This is a genomic window from Citrobacter sp. Cs237 (genome assembly GCF_030332325.1).
GTDB classification, from domain to species: Bacteria; Pseudomonadota; Gammaproteobacteria; order Enterobacterales; family Enterobacteriaceae; genus Citrobacter_A; species Citrobacter_A sedlakii.
The window spans coordinates 286,740-307,051 of sequence record NZ_JAOWIB010000109.1 but is presented as its reverse complement, the minus strand read 5'-3'; the positions used below and the strand labels follow the sequence as shown (position 1 = coordinate 307,051).

Genomic DNA, 20,312 nt, shown 5'->3' with positions numbered 1-20,312 from the left:
AACCCGCCAGGCGCACATTTGCCTGGCGGGTCATTGTTTAACTGGCGCTGGTGGCGCCTTGCTTATGAAAAAGTTCACGGAACACCGGGTAAATATCGTCTTGATCGCGAATATGCTGCATGGCGAAATTGTCAAAACTCGCCTGCAGATGTTCGTATTCGCGCCAGAGCGTCTGGTGCGCGCGGCGGGTGATTTCGATATAGCTGTAGTAACGCACCACCGGCAGCAGTTTTTTCGCCAGGATCTCATGACACAGCGGGGAGTCATCGGCCCAGTTATCGCCGTCCGAGGCCTGCGCGGCATAGATGTTCCATTGTGCGGGATCGTAACGCTCTTTCACCACCTCATCCATTAGCTTCAGGGCGCTGGAAACGATCGTCCCGCCGGTTTCCTGCGAGTAGAAGAACTCATGCTCATCGACCTCTTTCGCCTGGGTGTGATGGCGGATATAAACGACCTCCACGTTTTTATAGGTCCGACTCAGGAACAGATAAAGGAGAATATAAAAGCGCTTCGCCATATCCTTGGTAGACTGATCCATTGAGCCTGAGACGTCCATCAGGCAAAACATGACGGCCTGGCTGGAAGGATCGGGACGCTTTTCGTAATTTTTATAACGCAGATCAAACGTGTCGATAAACGGCACGCGCTCGATTTTCGCCCGCAGTTCGGCAATCTCTTTACGCAGGCGTTCTTCTTCCAGCAGTTGTGCCGGTTCGCGTTTGCTGAGGGTCTCTAATTCTTCTTCCAGCGAATGCAGTTCGCGACGCTTACCGGCGGTCATCGCCGTGCGCCGCGCCAGCGAGTTTTGCAGCGAGCGAACGACGCTGATATTGGCCGGAACGCCATTCGACGTATATCCCGCGCGATGAGTTTTATACTCCGTCAATTGGCGCTGCTGGTTTTGCTTCAGGTTTGGCAGCGCCAGGTCTTCGAACAGCAAATCGAGATACTCATCTTTCGAGATCTGGAAGACGAATTCATCCTGCCCTTCACCGTCCTGGCTGGCCTGACCCTGTCCGCTGCCGGAACCGCCGCCACCGCCCTGCGGCCGCTCTATGCGGTCATTCTGCACAAAGTGATCGTTACCCGGATGTACGCGATGGCGCAGGCCGCCGCGTCCCTGATGAAACATCGGTTCGCTGATGTCTTCCGTAGGAATCGAGACAGACTCACCGCTGTCTACGTCGGTCACCGAACGCTTGTTGATGGCTTCGGAGATCGACTGTTTGATTTGCGCTTTATAACGGCGCAAAAAGCGCTGGCGGTTAACCGTGCTTTTGTTTTTGCCGTTGAGTCGTCGGTCTATGAACCAGGTCATATGCCCCCCGTACTGCATTTGCCAACACGCAGTGTCTGTAGATACCGAAGGACGCTCGCGCGTCTCCGGCCTACGGAACGTTGTAATAGGCCCGGCAAGCGTGCGCCGCCGGGCAACGGTTTATGACGATTTACGTACGCGCAAATACCATTCGCACAGTAAACGCACCTGCTTACGGGTATAGCCTTTCTCCATCATCCGGTCGACAAAGTCGTCGTGTTTCTTCTGCTCATCGGTCGACGTTTTGGCGTTGAACGAAATGACCGGCAACAGCTCTTCGGTATTAGAGAACATTTTCTTCTCGATGACCGTGCGCAGTTTTTCATAGCTGGTCCAGTTCGGATTACGCCCGCTGTTGTTCGCCCGGGCGCGCAGAACAAAGTTGACTATCTCGTTTCGGAAATCTTTTGGATTGCTGATCCCCGCCGGTTTTTCAATTTTTTCCAGTTCAGCATTCAGCGACTCGCGGTCAAACAGTTGACCGGTATCCGGGTCACGGTACTCCTGATCCTGGATCCAGAAATCGGCGTAGGTGACATAGCGGTCAAAAATGTTCTGTCCGTACTCAGAATACGATTCCAGATAAGCTGTCTGAATCTCTTTGCCGATAAACTCGGCGTATTTGGGGATCAGATAGCCTTTCAGGAACTCAAGATAGCGTTCGGCCTGCTCCTGTGGGAACTGTTCACGCTCGATCTGCTGCTCAAGTACGTAGAACAGATGCACCGGGTTGGCCGCCACTTCCGCATGATCGAAGTTAAACACGCGCGAGAGGATCTTAAACGCGAAGCGGGTCGACAAACCGTTCATTCCTTCGTCCACGCCAGCGTAGTCCCGGTACTCCTGGTAAGACTTCGCTTTCGGGTCGGTGTCTTTCAGGCTTTCTCCGTCATAAACGCGCATTTTGGAGTAGATGCTCGAGTTTTCCGGTTCTTTCAGACGCGACAGGATCGAGAAACGCGACAGCGTTTCCAGCGTGCCCGGCGCGCAGGGCGCATGGGTGAGCTCACTGTGATTAAGCAATTTCTCGTAGATTTTGATCTCTTCGGAAATGCGCAAGCAGTACGGCACCTTCACGATGTAAACACGGTCGAGGAAGGCTTCGTTGTTTTTGTTATTACGGAAGGTCACCCATTCCGATTCGTTCGAGTGGGCAAGAATAATACCGTTAAACGGCAGGGCGGAGATCCCTTCGGTACCGTTATAGTTCCCTTCCTGAGTCGCGGTCAGCAGCGGGTGCAGCACCTTAATTGGCGCCTTAAACATCTCGACGAATTCCATGATCCCCTGGTTCGCGCGGCACAGGGCGCCGGAATAGCCATAGGCGTCCGGATCGTTCTGGGCGTGGTTTTCGAGCTTACGAATATCCACCTTGCCGACCAGCGCGGAGATATCCTGGTTGTTTTCATCGCCCGGCTCCGTTTTGGCGATGGCGATTTGTTCCAGAATCGACGGCCAGACTTTCACCACGCGGAATTTAGTGATATCGCCACCGAACTCGTGCAGTCGTTTCGCCGCCCACGGCGACATAATGGTGCCAAGATAGCGGCGGGGGATGCCGTACTCTTTCTCCAGAATCTGGGCATCTTCCTGCGGGTTAAACAGGCACAGGGGATGATCGTTGACCGGGCTGCGTTCTCCGTTCGCGCTCAGTACATAAATGGGAACCCGCTGCATTAACGATTTCAGTCGCTCGGCCAGCGACGACTTCCCGCCCCCTACAGGCCCCAGCAGATACAGGATCTGTTTCTTCTCCTCCAGCCCTTGAGCCGCGTGTTTCAGATAAGAGACAATCTGTTCAATCGCATCTTCCATGCCGTAGAACTCTTCAAATGCCGGATAACGGGCGATAACCCGGTTAGAGAAGAGTCGGGAAAGTCGAGGTTCCTGGGCAGTATCGACCATGACAGGCTCACCGATAGCCATCAATAGCCGCTCTGCCGCATTGGCATAAGCACTGCGATCTTGCCGACAAGTGGTAAGAAATTCCTGCAGTGTGAACTCTTCGTCCTTGGCAGCTTCATAGCGCTGGCGATAGTGATCGAATATATTCATGGTATGCCGTCCTTTCGTTTTTTAGCACAGGTTAAGAGCCGTTCATATGAATAGTAGAGGCTCCCGGAAGAGGTAAACTGAACGACGTCACTTACTGTCTCATCAGAAAAAACAGCAACTCTCATGCCATCTTGCTAAGCAGGAGATCAACGTGCCCGGTGATACACCTTCTAAATTTAAGCGTAGATGGCATTTGCAAAACTTGCCTGTGGGAGCAAATGAATTTCAATGGCATATCAATAACTCATCCACAAAAAGTGCATAGCTAATGTAAATAAAACAGCAGAAGATCATGCGTTATTCACGCGGCTGCAAGCAGACTGTCATCTCTGCCAGGGAAATTAAACGGTTACATTCTGTCAGTTATTTGTAAAATAGTTGGGTTGTTGCGTATTGGCGGTTACACTTTTGCCGCGAAACATTTGAATAAGGAATGATGGATTGTGACCAAACTCAAACTTCTGGCACTTGGCGTGCTTATCGCAACGTCTGCTACGGTAGCGCACGCTGAAAGCAACCTGACGCTGGGCGCAGGCGTTGGTGTGGTTGAACACCCTTATAAGGACTATGACGCTGACGTTTATCCGGTTCCGGTTATTAACTATGAAGGCGATAACTTCTGGTTCCGTGGTCTTGGCGGCGGTTACTATTTGTGGAATGACACGACCGATAAACTGTCGATTACCGCCTACTGGTCGCCGATGTACTTCAAGCCTGGCGACAGTGATGATTATCAAATGCGTCGTCTGGACAAACGTAAGAGCACCGTGATGGCGGGCTTGTCGTATGTGCATAATACGGAATACGGTTTTCTGCGCACCATGCTGTCAGGCGATACGCTGGACAACAGTAACGGCATCGTCTGGGATCTCGCCTGGCTGTACCGCTACACCAACGGCGGTTTAACGCTGACGCCAGGCATCGGGGTTGAGTGGAACAGCGAAAACCAGAACGAATACTACTACGGTGTTTCACGTAAAGAGTCTGCCCGTAGCGGTCTGCGTGACTATAACCCGAACGACAGCTGGAACCCGTATCTGGAGCTGAGCGCCAGTTACAACTTCCTGGGCGACTGGAACGTTTACGGCACGGCGCGCTATACCCGCCTGTCTGATGAAATTACCGACAGCCCGATGATCGACAAATCCTGGACCGGTCTGATCTCCACCGGGATCACCTATAAATTCTGATTGTGCATCATCACAATGCATTTTGTGCATCAAAACAGGGCGCTTGCGCCCTGTTTTGCTTTACGGTAGTGCATGACGGAGGAGAGTGCGATGACAGAGAAACAGATTGTATTTGCCGGACACCCGCCGCTGGCGGCAATCGGCCAGGGCACCTGGTATATGGGCGAAAACGCTGGCATGCGCAAAGCGGAGGTGGCTGCACTACGAGCGGGCGTGGAGGCTGGGCTGACGCTGATCGACACTGCGGAGATGTATGCCGACGGCGGTGCGGAGAAAGTGGTTGGCGAGGCGCTGAGCGGATTGCGTCAACAGGTGTTTCTGGTGTCGAAAGTCTATCCCTGGAATGCGGGAGGGCAGAAAGCTATTGCCGCCTGCGAGGCGAGTTTGCGGCGGCTCAATACGGATTATCTGGACCTCTATTTATTGCACTGGACGGGCAGCTATTCTTTTGCGGAGACCGTCGAGGCGATGGAGACGCTGATGGCGCAGGGTAAAATCCGCCGTTGGGGCGTGTCGAATCTCGATTACGACGATATGCAGGCGCTGTGGAAAGTGGAGGGCGGCAGAGCCTGCGCCACCAATCAGGTGCTTTATCATCTGGCTTCGCGCGGTATCGAATACGATCTTCTGCCATGGTGTCAGCAGCAACACCTTCCTGTGATGGCCTACAGTCCGCTGGCGCAGGCCGGCCGTCTGCGCAACGGTTTATTTAATCACCCGCAGGTGCAGGCGATCGCGCAGGCGCATCACGCCAGCGTAGCGCAAGTTTTACTGGCCTGGGTGATCAGTCATCAGGGGGTGATGGCGATTCCGAAAGCGGCAAGCGTAGAGCACGTGAAGCAAAATGCGGCCGCGCTGACGATGACGCTGTCCGCCGGCGAAATTGCCGCTCTGGAGAAGGCATATCCAGCGCCAACGGGGAAAACCGCGCTGGATATGGTGTGACGAAAACGGTTATAAACCTGCAGACCAGATGACGGCTGACCAGGTTCAGCCGCAGCTACCGTCAGCGTTTCGCAACGCGAATGGTCTGTGCCAGACGGGACGGTTTTTCTTCCGTCGCTTTTTGCGGTGCGCTGGCATGCGCAGTCTCGACGCAGACAAACGTTTTATAGCCATCATCCGGCATGTCGCCCATGCTCACGGACAGCGCCGGGCCCGGGTTCCAGCCAACAACGTTGATATGGTGATGATGGATAACGTTAATATTCCGGTTTAGCGCGGTGTCGTGAATCACACTGCATGCTTCCGGGTTCAGATAAACGCGGTCAGTACGATCCGGGAACGCCTGAACGCCGTCGGTCAACGCATCTTCTTTCGCATCGTTCACTTTATCAATAAAACGATCGCCCAGACCGCTTACTTTCACCGCCGCGATATCGCCAACGTTGAAATAGGTGTGCAGGGCGGATGTTGTTTCGAAATCGCCGTGCGCTTCCAGTTCGATTTCGCAGGTTTGACCCACTTTAAAACGCGCCAGCAGGGTGAAGTCGTGCGGCCAGTACTGACGGGTCGCTTCACTGCTTTGCAGTTCAAAGGTTAGCACCGCGCCGTTGTCATCTTCATTGTGAGCTTTCAGCGTCCAGGGCAGGTTACGGGCAAAACCGTGGGAAGGAAAACCCGGCTGTGTGGAGGGACCAAACCAGGGCCAGCAGATCGGAACGCCGCCGCGCAGGGGGACACCGTTTTTAAACGGCGTGATATCACTCAGCCACAGAACGTCCTCTTCGCCAGCGGGTTTCCAGGAGAGAAGATGCGCGCCCTGAAGAGCAAAAGAGGCTTTGACCTGCGGGTGGTCGACAACAATCAGTTCGAGTTCGTCCAGCTGACGGCGCGACAGAACAGGGGTGATTTGTTCGATTATCGGAAGAGCAAAAATTTTAGTAATCATCACGCAATCCTTTAATTTCAGACAAAAAAAAGAGCGACCGGAGTCGCTCTTACAATTTATGGCTTCATCTCAACTTATTTGGAGATGTGAGCAATCAGATCCAGAACTTTGTTGGAGTAGCCGGTTTCGTTATCGTACCAGGATACCAGTTTAACGAAGTTGTCGTTCAGTGCGATACCTGCTTTAGCATCGAACACGGAAGTGCATACTTCGCCGTTGAAATCGGTAGAAACAACGTCGTCTTCGGTGTAGCCCAGAACGCCTTTCATTTCGCCTTCGGAAGCAGCTTTGATTGCTTTCTTAATTTCTTCGTAAGAAGCAGCTTTTTCCAGACGAACGGTCAGGTCAACAACGGATACGTTCGGAGTCGGAACGCGGAACGCCATACCGGTCAGTTTGCCATTCAGTTCCGGCAGAACTTTACCGACAGCTTTAGCTGCGCCGGTAGAGGACGGGATGATGTTCTGAGCCGCGCCACGGCCGCCACGCCAGTCTTTGTGAGACGGGCCGTCAACGGTTTTCTGAGTCGCGGTGGTCGCGTGAACGGTAGTCATCAGACCTTCGATGATGCCGAAGTTGTCGTTGATAACTTTTGCCAGTGGAGCCAGGCAGTTAGTGGTGCAGGATGCGTTGGAAACGATGTCCTGGCCAGCATATTTGTCAAAGTTAGCGCCTTTAACAAACATCGGGGTGTCGTCTTTAGAAGGACCCGTCAGAACCACTTTTTTCGCGCCAGCAGTGATGTGCTTACGTGCGGTTTCGTCAGTCAGGAAGATACCGGTCGCTTCAGCAACTACGTCAACACCAACTTCGTCCCATTTCAGGTTAGCCGGATCGCGCTCAGCGGTAACACGGATTTTTTTACCGTTAACGATCAGATGACCGTCTTTCACTTCAACGGTGCCGTCGAAACGACCGTGAGTGGAGTCATATTTCAGCATGTAAGCCATGTAGTCAGCGTCTAACAGGTCGTTGATTGCAACGATCTCGATGTCAGAACGTTTCTGAGCAGCACGGAAAACAATGCGACCGATACGGCCAAAACCGTTGATACCTACTTTGATAGTCATATATTCCACCAGCTATTTGTTAGTGAATAAAAGGTTGCCTGTAAAATTACAAAAACCTTACGCAGCGTCAAGCGGAATCGTGTCAATCATTGCGACAAATCAATCCTCTGCACAAGCTTTGCGCGGCTGACTCGCCTCACTCTTCCTTTGGGCTTGAAACCACATGGGGGCGGCGCCCCGAATTTTAAAGGGCAACTGAGATAAAAATGTGATTTTCATCACGATTCACGAGCTGCCATTTCGCAAGGATCAAGTTTAGAACAAAAGTTGCGACTGAGGTGTTAATGTTTTGTTAGAATCGGTGACGCAATGTGAGTGTTCCAAACGCGAGATACGAGCAAAATGGCGAACAAACCTTCCGCAGAAGATCTGAAGAAAAACCTGACTGAAATGCAGTTCTACGTGACGCAGAATCACGGTACCGAACCGCCGTTTACCGGGCAGTTATTGCATAACAAGCGTGACGGCGTGTACCACTGTCTGGTCTGCGACGCGCCGCTGTTTACCTCCCAAACGAAATACGACTCCGGTTGCGGCTGGCCGAGCTTTTACGAGCCGCTGAGCGAAGACGCGATCCGCTATCTGAAAGACGATTCACACGGAATGCAACGCATCGAAATTCGCTGCGGCAACTGTGATGCCCATCTGGGCCACGTCTTCCCGGATGGTCCACAGCCGACCGGGGAACGGTACTGTGTTAATTCGGCCTCCCTGAGCTTTACCGACGATGAAAATGGCGATCAGGTGAAGGGTTGAAGAATCGATTCAGCAATTTATTCCACAGGAGGGGAGCGTATGAATCTTGATGAGATCATTAACAGCATGACGCCGGAAGTGTATCAGCGCTTATCAACCGCCGTTGAGTTGGGAAAATGGCCGGATGGCGTGGCGCTGACGTCCGAGCAAAAAGATAACAGTCTGCAACTGGTGATGCTCTGGCAGGCGCGGCACAACACTGACGCGCAACACATGACCATCGACACCAACGGTCAGATGGTGATGAAAAGCAAACAGCAGTTGAAAGAAGATTTCGGTATTGCGCCGAAACCGATCGCGACATTTAAATCCTGATACCGCAAAACGCCCGACAGCGTGCGCCGTCGGGTGTTGATCGGAACGCGTGAAGGGTTACTTCTTGTTCATCATCGACTTGAGATCGGCAAAAGGATTGTAGGTTGCCTCGCCGACGCTCTTTTGCGCATCTTCCCCCGCTATGACCGTTGAGCCGTACTGATCGGCTTCCGTGTATTTTGAATGCTCGTGGTCGTGGCAGTACAGGCACAGCATCTCCCAGTTGCTGCCATCTTCCGGGTTATTGGAATGATCGTGATCGATATGGTGTACCGTCAACTCACGAAGATTGGAATAGACAAATTCACGTGAACAACGTCCACAAACCCAGGGGAAGAGCTTAAGCGCCTTTTCGCGATAACCCACTTCCAGACGGGCGTAATTTTTAGGGATAAAAGCCATAAGCCCCATGCCTCCTGTCGAGAAAGAAAAAGCGGCGTAAAAATACCGCAGCGGATACGCCAATCTTAACCCGAATGACACGGCGTCGCACAGTGCGGGAGACGCCCCACAATAAATCCTGGGGCGTCTCACCGGATCACGGCGTAATCGCTAAGGATTCCGCCAGCTGTTTTGCTAACTGATTATTATCATCCGCGCCATATTCCCAGAACATCGCGCCCGCCAGTCCGCGTTTTTTGATGTAGTCGGCTTTGATCGCCACCGAACGCGGATCCTCGTAGGAGAGGGCAAACAGCGTCTTGCCTTCAGCGGATTTTACCGACAGCCACGGAAACTTCGCGTCGTCATCCCAGTGCCTGGTAAACCGCTTTTGCGGATCGTTAAGAAAGGTTTTCACTATATCGTTGTACTTCACGTAGGTATCTTTCTTCAGGTCAATACCGAGCGATCGAAACAACGCCACTTCCTGCTCGCCGAAATAGGGCTGGGTGACAGGATTTTTCTGCGCATCCGGTTTGCTCCAGTCAATTCCTGGCTCCACGGAACGCTTGGGAACGCGGCCATAAAAACCGATGCCAAGATTCATCTGCTGCGGTTTAAGTCCGGCGGCAAGATAGTTATTGACCACAAAGTCCACGCTGTATTTGTCGGCAGCGGCCACCGTTGGCCACGCCTTTGAATCGTACAGGTTGGCGTTGAAATACTGGGTGCCATAGGCCATGTCATACGTCATCAGATTGATATAATCGAGCAGCGGTGCGATGGCCTTCACATCTACCCAGCTTTTCGGACTTTCCGCATTCGCCCCGACGGCAATGGTCACCAGTTTGGCTTTGCCGAACGCCTGGCGCAGTTCTTTCAGCAGCAACGTGAAGTTATCCCGGTCCGCTGGCTGGCTTTCTACCAGCCCCCATGCGCCGTTGACCGGGTATTCCCAGTCAAGATCGATCCCGTCAAGACCATACTTTTTAACAATCTCCTGCGCAGACTGAATAAATACCGCGCGGGTTTCCGGCGTGGCTGCCGCGCCGGAGAATCCACGCGCTCCCCAGCCGCCTACCGATAACAGCACCTTCAAATTCGGGTTTTGTTTGCGCAGAACGGGAAGCTGGGCGAGGTCCGACTGGACTTTTGGCGACAGCCAGATCTGATGCCGCATTGCCGAATCTTTCAGCGCGACATTGGTTTCTTCTTTTTCGCCGTTATAGATCAGGCCAAAGGAGTAGTTCAGGTGGGTGATTTGGCGCACGTCCAGCTTATTAATATCACCGCCCGGTCCGGCGGTGACGTCCCCGCCGCCGTTAAAATAGCCAACGGACATCATTGAACTGGCGGACGCGACGGACGCGCAGATCAGGGGTAATGCTGCCAGCAAAGGCAAACGTTTCATAATCGATCCTCTTTGACGTTTAAAAAAGCAAACACGCCACGGAAATGGCGTGGCGAAAAAACAGCCATCAAAGAGTAGCACCCGCGTGTCGTTGCCGCTGCGATACAGTTCACTTTATGTGACGGAAGACAAACGGGATTTTTTATGCGAGAGGGAGAGACGTTGGCCGGATAAACGCAGCGCCATCCGGCCATCACATCAGCGGTGCGTCTCTTCCCAGTCATCCAGCGTATAGAGCGTAGCGCCTTGCGCCGCCATCTCCATAAACGCATAGCTGCTGTCCTGGGGGTGCAGATTCACCCCGCGGCAGCCGTCGGTAATGACGTTTACGCGGTAGCCCAACTGGAGCGCATCCTGCACCGTAAATTTCACGCAGTAATCGGTCGCCAGCCCCATGACGATCAGCTCCGTAATACTGTGCGCCTTCAGCCAGTCGTCCAGCGCCGTTTTTTGTCTGCGGCCGTTATCGAAAAAAGCGCTGTAACTGTCAACCTGCGGATTCTCGCCTTTGTAAAATACGGTTGCGATCGCTTTCTGGTTTAACAGCGGATGCAACGCCGCGCCTTCGGTGTTTTGTACGCAGTGATCCGGCCAGAAGGTTTGCGCCAGCCCATCGAGTTGGCCTTGCGAGTAAGGTTCCACCTGGTGCTGGCTGGCAAAACTGCCGTGATTCGCCGGATGCCAGTCCTGGCTGGCGATCGCCGCCTCGCCGCGCGCCTGACACCACGCTATCAGCCGGTTGGCGACATCCACGGTGCTGTCGCCTTCGGGCACGGCAAGCGCGCCGCCCGCGCAAAAGTCATTTTGTAAATCAACCAGTAACAGAGCGCGCTGGGTCACAGGATCCTCCTTAGTCGTCTGGCGTCAGTTCGCCGCGCAGGTTCTGGGTCATTGCCACGCGAATGGCCGCGGTGTCCAGACCCTGGCTCAACAGATAATGCAGCTTGGTCAGCGTGGCTTCAACAGTCATATCCGCACCGCCAATCACCCCGGCATGCGCCAGCGCGTTCCCGGTCGCGTAGCCGCCCATATTCACTTTACCTGACATACATTGGGTGAGATTCACCACCACGATGCCACGGTCGCTGGCTTCGCTCAGCTCTTTAAGAAATTCTTTATTCTGCGGCGCGTTGCCGACGCCATAGGAGCGCAGGATCAGCGCTTTTACCGGCTGGCGCAGGAAGTTTCGCACCACCCCGGCAGAGATCCCCGGGTAAATCGTGACCACGCCGATCGGTTGCGGCGTGATAGGGTGCACAATAAATGGCCCATCGCCCTGCGGCGCTGGTGGAGTGCCCGTACGACGAATATGAATCCCGGCTTCCAGCAACGGCTGGAGGTTAGGGGAAGCAAAGGCGTCAAAGCCGTCAGCGTGGGCTTTCGTGGTGCGGTTTCCGCGGTAAAGGCGATTATTAAAAAACAGTGTAACTTCGTTGATCGGATAATTAGCGGCGACGTACAGCGCGTTGAGCAAATTAATTTGTCCGTCGGAACGCAGCTCGGCTAAGGGGATTTGTGACCCTGTCACAATAACCGGTTTACCGAGATTTTCCAGCATAAACGAGAGAGCGGACGCGGTGAACGCCATGGTGTCGGTGCCGTGGAGGATCACGAAACCATCATATTCATCGTAATTAGCGTGGATGTCATTCGCGATATGCTGCCAGTCTTCAGGCGTCATATCGGAGGAGTCCATCAGCGGGGCGTATTCGTGGATAGTGAAATCCGGCATCTCCGGACGGTGGAATTCAGGCATCAATGCCAGTTGCCGTTGAAGGTGACCGGAAACCGGAATGTATCCCTGTTCAGAACGCTGCATACCGATGGTACCGCCGGTATAGGCAACGTAAATAGATTTCTTCTGCATGGCGATGATCTTACGAAGTGAAGAGTGTTTTTGTGCCGGATAGCGACGCTTGCGCGACGTATCCGGCATCACCGTTTAACGCACGTTAGCGCAGGTCAGACAAAACGCATAACGGTTTTGCGGGTCGTTAAACGCCGCCAGTTTGTCGCCTTCCGCTTTCACCGTGCTGGCGGCAGAGGCCAGCGGCGCGGGAAGCATCGCCTGAATAGCCTGCGGCAGCATGGCGCGTACCGAACCGGACATGCTGTCCATCACCCTGTCGAAGAAAGTCGGCTCATCCTGATAGTAGTCGATATGCCACTGTTTGAGTTTCGCCAGCTCCGCGGCTTTCGCCACCGCGTCGTCGAAGTCGCCCAGACTGTCGACCAGACCGTTGGCCTTCGCATCCTGCCCGGTCCAGACGTGGCCCTGGGCGATTTTATCAATCTGCTCAGGCGTTGACTTGCGCGCATTGGCAACCAGGGTGATAAAACGTTGATAGCCATTCTCGATGCTCAGCTGCATCATCTGCTGCACTTCCGGCGGCAGAGCTTTGGTCATCGAAATATCCGCCAGCGGCGAGGTGGCCACGCCATCCGTATGTACGCCGATAGCGTTGAGGCTATTTTCAACGGTATTAATGACCCCGAAGATCCCGATAGAGCCGGTCAGGGTGCTTGGGTTCGCCACAATGTAGCTGGCGGGTGTGGAGATCCAGTAGCCGCCGGATGCCGCCATGCCGCCCATCGATACCACGACAGGTTTTCCGGCAGCTTTTGCCGCAGCCAGTTCAGAGCGAATCACTTCGGAAGCCGTCACGCTGCCTCCCGGGCTGTTGACGCGCAGGACGATGGCTTTCACTTTCGGATCCAGTCGGGCGTCGCGAATTTGCGAGGCCGTCGTGTCGCCGCCAACGTTCCCCGGGGTTTCTTCGCCGTCCATAATCGCCCCGTTGGCAAACACCACGGCAATGGCGCTACCGGTGTCCGCAGGGGGATTCAGGGAATAATCGTAATAGCTGATTGCGCGATAGTTATTTTCAGACTTGCTCCAGCCAAATGCTTTGGTCAGGGCTTTTTCCATCTCAGTGCTGGTGAGCAGCGCATCCACCAGCTTATGGTCGAGGGCATATTTCGCCGTGTCGCCGCCGGCCTTTGTCAGCCCGTCCAGTACACCTTGCGCGCCAGGGAATACCTGCTGAGCCGGAATTTGACGGTTGGCGGCGATGGTATTCAGGTAATTCTGCCACAGCTCGCCAATCCAGCGGCTATCCGCTTCACGTGCGGCGGGAGACATATCGTCGCGAATAAAGGGCTCAACAGCGGATTTATAGGTGCCGACGCGGAAAACGTGGGTGGACACTTTCAGCTTATCCAGCAGCGATTTGTAGTACAGGCCATTGGTGGCAAAACCGTGAATATCGACAGCCCCTTGTGGCGTAAGCCAGATTTTATTAGCAAAACTTGCCAGATAATACTGGCCCTGGCTGAAGTTATCGCCAACGGCATAAACCGGCTTACCGCTGTCGCGGAATTCGCGCAGCGCTTTACCGATATACTGCATCGACGGCTGATCGGCTCCGGCAAAATCTTTCAGATCCATGACGATGCCGGTGATATTGCTGTCTTCTTTCGCCTGACGGATCGTATTGACGATATCAAACAGGGAGTTTTCCTGCAGGCGATCGGAGCTTGCGCCAAACAATTGACGACCAAGCACGCCTAAACGATGGGTACTGGAGGGTTTATCGACGATCACCCCGGAAATATCCAGGAGCAGGGCGCCGCGACTGACTTTCTCCCCCGAATTCCCGTTGTTCACCTGCATCCAGATCCCGACACCCACAAGGATCAGGAAAATAAAGAACAGGTTAAGCACCATTTCGCGGACAAAATTGAGCAGTCGCCACGTCCATTTAAAAAAACCGGCAATAAATCGCCACAGGGTTCGCATGTCTTCTCCCAATCATTACCAATACTACATCCGGTCAGGATGTATGAGATGAGGCTATCCTAATGACCCGACAGGCAGTTGTCAGCAGGAATCACCGTCTGCGCTGTAACAAATTCTGCTCTCGTGTTAATTTTGTGAATATTCACCATGACAGGAGTTAACCAAATGGATGCACTTGAATTACTTGTTAACCGTCGTAGCGCCTCTCGTCTGGCAGAGCCTGCCCCTGCCGGTGAGCAACTTCAGAATATCCTGCGGGCAGGAATGCGCGCGCCGGATCATAAGACCCTGCAACCCTGGCACTTCTTTGTGATTGAGGGCGAAGGACGCGAGCGCTTCAGCGCCGTCCTGGAAAAAGGAGCCATCGCCGCTGACGGTGATGAAAAAGCGATCGAGAAAGCCCGCAGCGCGCCGTTCCGTGCGCCGCTGATTATTACCGTGGTCGCCAAATGCCAGGAAAATCATAAAGTACCGGTCTGGGAACAGGAAATGTCCGCCGGATGCGCGGTGATGGCGATGCAGATGGCGGCGGTGGCCCAGGGTTTTGGCGGTATCTGGCGCAGCGGCGCGCTCACCGAAAGCCCGGTGGTTCGTGACGCGTTTAACTGCCGGCCGCAGGATAAGATCGTCGGTTTTCTTTATCTTGGCACGCCGCAACTGAAAGCCTCAACGACGATTAACGTGCCGGATACCGCGCCATTCGTGACCGTTTTTTAAAATAATCCGCAAAACTGTCTGGATTCTGAGCAAAGACGCCGGAATTCAGACACTCTCTCTTACCACATCAGGGAATGAGCGCTACCATAGCCCGATTGCAATGACAGGAGATGTCCATGAGCGAGCACGCTATTCGTTTAACGCAGTACAGCCACGGAGCGGGTTGCGGTTGTAAAATTTCCCCCAAAGTGTTGGAAACCATTCTGCACAGCGAGCAGGCGAAGTTTGTCGACCCGAACCTGCTTGTGGGCAATGAGACCCGCGACGACGCGGCAGTCTACGATCTCGGCAACGGCACCAGTGTGATCAGCACCACTGACTTCTTTATGCCGATCGTCGATAACCCATTTGATTTTGGCCGTATTGCGGCAACCAACGCCATTAGCGATATTTTTGCGATGGGCGGGAAACCGATTATGGCGATTGCCATCCTCGGCTGGCCCATCAACACGCTGTCGCCCGATATCGCCCGCGAAGTTACCGAAGGCGGACGTTTCGCCTGCCGTGAGGCGGGGATTGCGCTGGCGGGCGGCCATTCCATCGACGCGCCAGAGCCGATCTTTGGCCTGGCTGTCACCGGCATCGTGCCGACCGAACGGGTGAAGAAAAACAGTACCGCGCGGGCGGGATGCAAACTCTTCCTGACGAAGCCGCTGGGTATTGGTGTATTGACCACCGCAGAGAAAAAATCACTGCTTAAACCCGAACACCAGGGGCTGGCGACGGAAGTTATGTGTCGAATGAACATTGCCGGAGCCGCCTTTGCGGACATTGACGGCGTGAAGGCGATGACTGACGTGACCGGTTTCGGCCTGCTGGGACACCTCAGCGAAATGTGTCAGGGCGCAGGCGTTCAGGCACAAATTCACTACGACGCGATCCCGAAATTGCCGGGCGTCGAGGAGTATATCCGGCTTGGCGCCGTACCGGGCGGAACCGAGCGAAACTTTGCCAGCTACGGGCATCTGATGGGCGAGATGCCGCGTGAAGTGCGCGATCTGCTTTGCGATCCGCAAACCTCCGGCGGTCTGCTGCTGGCGGTGACGCCGGATGCGGTCGACGAGGTGAAACTCGCCGCCGCAGAGTTCGGCATCGACCTGACGGCGATTGGCGAACTGGTTGACGCGCGTGGCGGTCGTGCCATGGTTGAGATCCGTTAATTCAATGCGGTTGTTTATTGCCGAAAAGCCGAGCCTGGCCCGCGCCATTGCGGACGTGCTGCCGAAGCCGCATCGCAAAGGCGATGGCTTTATTGAATGTGGAAACGGTCAGGTGGTCACCTGGTGTATTGGTCATCTGCTTGAGCAGGCGCAGCCCGACGCGTATGACAGCCGCTATGCGCGCTGGACCCTCTCTGATCTGCCCATTGTGCCGGAAAAGTGGCAATTGCAGCCGCGTCCGTCGGTGACCAAACAGCTCAATGTCATTAAGCGCTTTTTACATGAGGCCAGTGAGGTCATTCATGCCGGAGACCCCGATCGCGAAGGTCAGTTGCTGGTGGATGAAGTGCTTGACTATCTGCAACTGGCGCCGGAAAAACGCCAGCAGGTGCAGCGCTGCCTGATCAACGATCTCAACCCGCAGGCGGTGGAGCGCGCCATTGACCGGTTGCGGTCGAACAGTGAGTTCGTGCCGCTGTGCGTCTCGGCGTTGGCGCGTGCGCGCGCCGACTGGCTGTACGGTATCAACATGACCCGCGCCTACACGATTCTTGGACGTAACGCCGGGTATCAGGGTGTCCTGTCGGTTGGGCGCGTGCAGACGCCGGTACTCGGGCTGGTGGTGCGTCGTGACGAAGAGATCGAGAATTTCATTCCAAAAGATTTCTTCGAGGTGAAGGCGCACATCGTTACCCCCGCCGACGAGCGGTTTACCGCCATCTGGCAGCCGAGCGACGCCTGCGAGCCATATCAGGATGAAGAAGGGCGCTTACTGCATCGCCCGCTGGCGGAGCATGTGGTGAACCGGATAAACGGTCAACCGGCCATTGTCACCAGCTATAACGATAAACGGGAATCGGAATCCGCGCCGCTGCCGTTTTCGCTTTCTGCGTTACAGATTGAGGCGGCAAAGCGCTTTGGCCTGAGCGCGCAAAACGTGCTTGATATCTGTCAGAAGCTGTATGAAACCCACAAGTTGATCACCTATCCGCGTTCTGACTGCCGTTATCTGCCGGAAGAACACTTTGTCGGACGCCATGCGGTGATGAACGCCATCGGCGTACATGCGCCGGATCTGTTACCGCAGCCGGTCATTGACCCTGATACCCGCAACCGCTGCTGGGATGATAAAAAGGTTGATGCGCATCACGCCATTATTCCTACCGCGCGCAGTGCGTCGATTAACCTTACCGACAATGAAGCGAAGGTGTATAGCCTGATCGCGCGCCAGTACTTAATGCAGTTCTGCCCGGACGCCGTTTTCCGTAAGTGTGTGATCGAACTCGACATCGCCAAAGGCAAATTTGTCGCCAAAGCGCGGTTTCTGGCGGAAGCGGGCTGGCGCACGCTGCTTGGTAACAAAGAGCGAGACGAAGAAAACGACGGGACGCCGCTGCCGGTCGTGGCGAAAGACGACGAACTGCTGTGCGAGAAGGGTGAAGTGGTTGAACGTCAGACCCAGCCGCCGCGCCACTTTACCGATGCCACCCTGCTGTCGGCGATGACGGGGATTGCCCGCTTTGTGCAGGACAAAGATCTGAAAAAGATCCTCCGCGCCACCGACGGGCTGGGTACGGAAGCGACCCGCGCGGGGATCATTGAGCTTTTGTTTAAGCGCGGTTTCCTCACCAAGAAAGGGCGCTATATTCACTCCACTGACGCCGGAAAGGCGCTGTTCCATTCGCTGCCGGAGATGGCGACCCGTCCGGACATGACGGCGCACTGGGAGTCTATTCTGACGCAAATCAGTGAAAAACAGTGCCGCTATCAGGATTTTATGCAGCCGTTAATCGGTACGTTGTACCAATTGATCGACCAGGCGAAGTCCACGCCGGTGCGTCGCTTCCGCGGGATCGTCGCGCCGGGTAGCGGCGGCGGTAGCAGCGAGAAGAAAAAGGGTGCGCCGCGTAAGCGAGCGGCGAAAAAAAGCCCGCCATCAGCAGAGGCAGGCATCTAGTTCGTTGGGGAAGAATTAAATCACTCCCTGACCAAACATCGCGTCGGCGACTTTCACGAAGCCCGCGATATTCGCGCCGCGCACGTAGTTAGTCTGCTTGCTTTCACCGCCGTACTCCACGCAGGCGTGGTGAATATCCAGCATAATGTGGTGCAGGCGCGCATCCACTTTTTCCGCTTTCCAGCTCATGCGCGCGGCGTTCTGCGCCATCTCCAGACCGGAGGTCGCCACGCCGCCAGCGTTTGCCGCCTTACCCGGAGCAAACAGTACGCCCGCATCCAGGAACAGATCGGTCGCTTCGATGGTGGTTGGCATGTTGGCCCCTTCGGCGACCGCCTTCACGCCGTTGGCGATCAGCATGCGCGCGGCGTCGACATCCAGCTCGTTCTGCGTTGCGCAAGGCAGGGCGATATCCACCGGGACTGACCACGGTTGTTTACCTTCCAGCCAGGTCAGGCCAAACTCTTTGGCATACGCGGACAGGCGGCTGTCACGATTTGCTTTGATTTCGCACAGGCGCGCCAGCTTTTCTTTGCTAAAGCCGCTTTCGTCAACCACAGTACCGCTGGAGTCAGAGGCGGTGACCACGCGGGCGCCAAACTCCATCGCTTTTTCAATCGCATATTGCGCCACGTTGCCGGAACCGGACACCGCCACGCGCATACCTTCAAAGCCCAGACCATGACGTTTAAGCATCGCTTCAGTGAAATAGACCAGGCCGTAACCGGTGGCTTCCGGGCGGATAAGACTGCCGCCGAACGAAAGACCTTTACCTGTAAACACACAGGCGCTGTTATTGGACAGCTTGCGCATCATCCCGGCCATAAAGCCCACTTCACGCCCCCCGACGCCGATATCACCCGCCGGTACGTCGGTGTCCGGACCCAAATGGCGATACAGTTCGGTCATTAGCGCCTGGCAGAAACGCATCACTTCGCCTTCGCTTTTGCCTTTTGGATCGAAGTCGCTGCCGCCTTTACCCCCGCCCATTGGCAGGGTAGTCAGCGCGTTTTTAAAGGTTTGCTCGAAGCCGAGGAACTTAAGGATCGAGAGGTTAACGGACGGGTGGAAACGCATGCCGCCCTTATAGGGGCCGATCGCTGAGTTAAACTGGACGCGCCAGGCACGGTTGACCTGCACCTGATTACGATCGTCGAGCCACACTACGCGGAACTGAATCACACGCTCTGGCTCAACCAAACGTTCAAGCAACGACATTTCACGGTAACGGGGATTTTGCTCAAGGAAAGGCCACAGGGTGGTCATCACTTCGCGAACGGCCTGCGCGAACTCGGTTTGATTCGGGTCGCGCTTTTGTACATGGTTGAGGAATGATTCCAGAGAGCGTGTCTGATCCATAGATAAACCTTATATTTAAACGATTGTAATTGTGTTTTTAATGAATATGTATTTGCAGTTTTTGACTATACCACCAGGAATGTGACGGGAAGCAAGAAAAAAATGGTGCCGCTAAGCAAATTAATAACCGGGCGTGGCTCATAACAAAAAGCGATGACGGGCGGGATTAAAGTTTTCGCCATGAAAGACCGTTATAGTGAGAACAGTCCCGCAATAATAAGGAATTTCTATGCGCGCTTTCGCCCTCGCCGCCGTCGTGATGACCCTCGCTTTTTCCGCGACAGCTAACCCGATCTCTCACCCGCAGGTCGAGGTCAACGTGCCGCCGGAGGTGTTCAGTACGGGTGGCCAACGTGTGCAGCCCTGTCTACAGTGCTGCATTTATCAGGATCAGTATTATTCGGAGGGCGCGGTGATTAAAGTGGAAGGTGTGCTGTTGCAGTGTCAGCGCGATGAAAAAACGATCAGCACGAATCCGCTGGTCTGGCGTCGCGTAAAAGCATAAACGCCTTGAGCAGGGGGATATCGGCGGGAGCAAGCGGATATTCCTGTGCGACGTGCGGCTCGCACCATACCAACCGCTGATGCGCATGGGCGGTTAACGCGCCGCTGAATGCCGGAACATGCCAGGCATGCAGGTGAATGATGCGGCCCGAAACTTCACGCTGATGGCTGGCAACGTAGGCTCCGACGGTGGCGCAGATACCCAGTTCTTCCTGTAACTCACGGGCAAGCGCCTGCGGCTGTGTTTCGCCAGGCTCGACTTTTCCACCTGCAAACTCCCATAACCCAGGTTGATCCGCATGGGCAGGGCGCTGGGCGAGCAATATTTTGCCATCACGCTCGATAATGGCGGCGACAACGTCGAGGGTTTTCATCATATTCATCAATGTCTAACGGGATAAAGTGACATACTATCGTTATCTTTGT

The 20,312-nt window shown here is 54.7% G+C and carries 19 protein-coding genes; 8 read left to right on the top strand and 11 right to left on the bottom strand.

All coding sequences use genetic code 11. The annotated features are described in order from the left end of the window. Positions 1–37 precede the first annotated feature (37 nt). Both OGY07_RS21600 and yeaG read right to left on the bottom strand, forming a co-directional pair. Complete coding sequence (locus tag OGY07_RS21600) at positions 38–1,321, bottom strand: YeaH/YhbH family protein (protein WP_042287579.1); 1,284 nt, start codon at positions 1,319–1,321, stop codon at positions 38–40. Positions 1,322–1,441: 120 nt separating this feature from the next. Continuing rightward, the gene (gene yeaG, locus OGY07_RS21595; RefSeq protein WP_042287576.1) at positions 1,442–3,376 is read right to left on the bottom strand and encodes a protein kinase YeaG; all 1,935 of its coding nucleotides are present in this window, start codon (positions 3,374–3,376) and stop codon (positions 1,442–1,444) included. Positions 3,377–3,819: 443 nt separating this feature from the next. Between yeaG and OGY07_RS21590 the strand changes: the two genes are divergently transcribed. Together OGY07_RS21590 and OGY07_RS21585 are read left to right on the top strand one after the other, a co-directional pair. Beyond that, a complete protein-coding gene (locus OGY07_RS21590) occupies positions 3,820–4,566 on the top strand; it encodes a MipA/OmpV family protein (RefSeq protein ID WP_042287574.1) in 747 nt (248 codons plus the stop codon). A 90-nt stretch (positions 4,567–4,656) separates the two neighbouring features. Then, positions 4,657–5,511: an aldo/keto reductase gene (locus OGY07_RS21585; protein WP_060569640.1), complete on the top strand. Its 855-nt coding sequence runs from the start codon at positions 4,657–4,659 to the stop codon at positions 5,509–5,511. 61 nt (positions 5,512–5,572) lie between these two features. Here the strand turns inward: OGY07_RS21585 and OGY07_RS21580 are convergent, their stop codons facing one another. Together OGY07_RS21580 and gapA are read right to left on the bottom strand one after the other, a co-directional pair. After that, the gene (locus tag OGY07_RS21580) at positions 5,573–6,457 is read right to left on the bottom strand and encodes a D-hexose-6-phosphate mutarotase (protein WP_042287570.1); all 885 of its coding nucleotides are present in this window, start codon (positions 6,455–6,457) and stop codon (positions 5,573–5,575) included. Between the two features lie 74 nt (positions 6,458–6,531). Further along, entirely contained in the window at positions 6,532–7,527 is a 996-nt protein-coding gene (gene gapA / locus OGY07_RS21575; protein ID WP_012905550.1) for a glyceraldehyde-3-phosphate dehydrogenase, read from the bottom strand. 342 nt (positions 7,528–7,869) lie between these two features. On the opposite strand from gapA, the gene msrB reads away from it, so the two are divergent. Beyond that, positions 7,870–8,283 carry a peptide-methionine (R)-S-oxide reductase MsrB gene (msrB, locus tag OGY07_RS21570; RefSeq protein WP_042287567.1) on the top strand — a complete coding sequence of 138 codons (414 nt, stop codon included), beginning with the start codon at positions 7,870–7,872 and terminating at the stop codon, positions 8,281–8,283. Positions 8,284–8,322: 39 nt separating this feature from the next. Continuing rightward, positions 8,323–8,598: a YeaC family protein gene (locus OGY07_RS21565; protein ID WP_205611928.1), complete on the top strand. Its 276-nt coding sequence runs from the start codon at positions 8,323–8,325 to the stop codon at positions 8,596–8,598. A gap of 57 nt (positions 8,599–8,655) precedes the next feature. On the opposite strand, the gene yajD is transcribed toward OGY07_RS21565, so the two are convergent. The 5 genes from yajD to sppA form a co-directional block, all read right to left on the bottom strand. Next, positions 8,656–9,000, bottom strand: a complete 345-nt coding sequence (gene yajD, locus OGY07_RS21560; RefSeq protein WP_042287562.1) for an HNH nuclease YajD — start codon at positions 8,998–9,000, stop codon at positions 8,656–8,658. Between the two features lie 136 nt (positions 9,001–9,136). After that, positions 9,137–10,390: a chitinase ChiD gene (gene chiD, locus OGY07_RS21555; protein ID WP_286603069.1), complete on the bottom strand. Its 1,254-nt coding sequence runs from the start codon at positions 10,388–10,390 to the stop codon at positions 9,137–9,139. A gap of 198 nt (positions 10,391–10,588) precedes the next feature. Next, positions 10,589–11,230: a bifunctional nicotinamidase/pyrazinamidase gene (gene pncA, locus OGY07_RS21550; RefSeq protein ID WP_042287557.1), complete on the bottom strand. Its 642-nt coding sequence runs from the start codon at positions 11,228–11,230 to the stop codon at positions 10,589–10,591. A gap of 10 nt (positions 11,231–11,240) precedes the next feature. Continuing rightward, positions 11,241–12,257 carry an asparaginase gene (ansA, locus tag OGY07_RS21545; protein ID WP_042287737.1) on the bottom strand — a complete coding sequence of 339 codons (1,017 nt, stop codon included), beginning with the start codon at positions 12,255–12,257 and terminating at the stop codon, positions 11,241–11,243. A gap of 75 nt (positions 12,258–12,332) precedes the next feature. Further along, positions 12,333–14,189 (bottom strand): signal peptide peptidase SppA, encoded by a 1,857-nt coding sequence (gene sppA / locus OGY07_RS21540; protein ID WP_269535942.1) that lies wholly within the window; start codon positions 14,187–14,189, stop codon positions 12,333–12,335. 165 nt (positions 14,190–14,354) lie between these two features. Between sppA and OGY07_RS21535 the strand changes: the two genes are divergently transcribed. The 3 genes from OGY07_RS21535 to topB all read left to right on the top strand — a co-directional run bounded on the left by OGY07_RS21535 (position 14,355) and on the right by topB (position 18,023). After that, positions 14,355–14,906: an NAD(P)H nitroreductase gene (locus OGY07_RS21535; protein WP_042287553.1), complete on the top strand. Its 552-nt coding sequence runs from the start codon at positions 14,355–14,357 to the stop codon at positions 14,904–14,906. A gap of 116 nt (positions 14,907–15,022) precedes the next feature. Continuing rightward, complete coding sequence (gene selD / locus OGY07_RS21530; protein WP_042287550.1) at positions 15,023–16,066, top strand: selenide, water dikinase SelD; 1,044 nt, start codon at positions 15,023–15,025, stop codon at positions 16,064–16,066. 4 nt (positions 16,067–16,070) lie between these two features. After that, the gene (gene topB / locus OGY07_RS21525) at positions 16,071–18,023 is read left to right on the top strand and encodes a DNA topoisomerase III (protein WP_286603067.1); all 1,953 of its coding nucleotides are present in this window, start codon (positions 16,071–16,073) and stop codon (positions 18,021–18,023) included. A 15-nt stretch (positions 18,024–18,038) separates the two neighbouring features. On the opposite strand, the gene gdhA is transcribed toward topB, so the two are convergent. Continuing rightward, on the bottom strand, positions 18,039–19,382 hold the full coding sequence (gdhA, locus tag OGY07_RS21520) for an NADP-specific glutamate dehydrogenase (protein ID WP_042287545.1): 1,344 nt from the start codon (positions 19,380–19,382) through the stop codon (positions 18,039–18,041). 229 nt (positions 19,383–19,611) lie between these two features. Here gdhA and OGY07_RS21515 point away from each other — a divergent pair, with 229 nt between their 5' ends. Next, positions 19,612–19,887 carry a YnjH family protein gene (locus tag OGY07_RS21515; RefSeq protein ID WP_407208747.1) on the top strand — a complete coding sequence of 92 codons (276 nt, stop codon included), beginning with the start codon at positions 19,612–19,614 and terminating at the stop codon, positions 19,885–19,887. On the opposite strand, the gene OGY07_RS21510 is transcribed toward OGY07_RS21515, so the two are convergent. Beyond that, positions 19,847–20,263 carry a pyrimidine (deoxy)nucleoside triphosphate diphosphatase gene (locus OGY07_RS21510; protein WP_042287735.1) on the bottom strand — a complete coding sequence of 139 codons (417 nt, stop codon included), beginning with the start codon at positions 20,261–20,263 and terminating at the stop codon, positions 19,847–19,849. The two genes, OGY07_RS21515 and OGY07_RS21510, sit on opposite strands and share 41 nt — an antisense overlap. Positions 20,264–20,312 lie beyond the last annotated feature (49 nt).

Coding starts and splice junctions, on each gene's coding strand:
- OGY07_RS21585 (WP_060569640.1), top strand. CDS start 4,657: ATGACAGAGAAACAGATTGTATTTGCCGGACACCCGCCGCTGGCGGCA.
- sppA (WP_269535942.1), bottom strand. CDS start 14,189: ATGCGAACCCTGTGGCGATTTATTGCCGGTTTTTTTAAATGGACGTGG.
- OGY07_RS21515 (WP_407208747.1), top strand. CDS start 19,612: ATGCGCGCTTTCGCCCTCGCCGCCGTCGTGATGACCCTCGCTTTTTCC.
- OGY07_RS21565 (WP_205611928.1), top strand. CDS start 8,323: ATGAATCTTGATGAGATCATTAACAGCATGACGCCGGAAGTGTATCAG.
- OGY07_RS21510 (WP_042287735.1), bottom strand. CDS start 20,263: ATGATGAAAACCCTCGACGTTGTCGCCGCCATTATCGAGCGTGATGGC.
- msrB (WP_042287567.1), top strand. CDS start 7,870: ATGGCGAACAAACCTTCCGCAGAAGATCTGAAGAAAAACCTGACTGAA.
- gapA (WP_012905550.1), bottom strand. CDS start 7,527: ATGACTATCAAAGTAGGTATCAACGGTTTTGGCCGTATCGGTCGCATT.
- OGY07_RS21600 (WP_042287579.1), bottom strand. CDS start 1,321: ATGACCTGGTTCATAGACCGACGACTCAACGGCAAAAACAAAAGCACG.
- selD (WP_042287550.1), top strand. CDS start 15,023: ATGAGCGAGCACGCTATTCGTTTAACGCAGTACAGCCACGGAGCGGGT.
- yeaG (WP_042287576.1), bottom strand. CDS start 3,376: ATGAATATATTCGATCACTATCGCCAGCGCTATGAAGCTGCCAAGGAC.
- gdhA (WP_042287545.1), bottom strand. CDS start 19,382: ATGGATCAGACACGCTCTCTGGAATCATTCCTCAACCATGTACAAAAG.
- OGY07_RS21535 (WP_042287553.1), top strand. CDS start 14,355: ATGGATGCACTTGAATTACTTGTTAACCGTCGTAGCGCCTCTCGTCTG.
- ansA (WP_042287737.1), bottom strand. CDS start 12,257: ATGCAGAAGAAATCTATTTACGTTGCCTATACCGGCGGTACCATCGGT.
- yajD (WP_042287562.1), bottom strand. CDS start 9,000: ATGGCTTTTATCCCTAAAAATTACGCCCGTCTGGAAGTGGGTTATCGC.
- topB (WP_286603067.1), top strand. CDS start 16,071: ATGCGGTTGTTTATTGCCGAAAAGCCGAGCCTGGCCCGCGCCATTGCG.
- chiD (WP_286603069.1), bottom strand. CDS start 10,390: ATGAAACGTTTGCCTTTGCTGGCAGCATTACCCCTGATCTGCGCGTCC.
- OGY07_RS21580 (WP_042287570.1), bottom strand. CDS start 6,457: ATGATTACTAAAATTTTTGCTCTTCCGATAATCGAACAAATCACCCCT.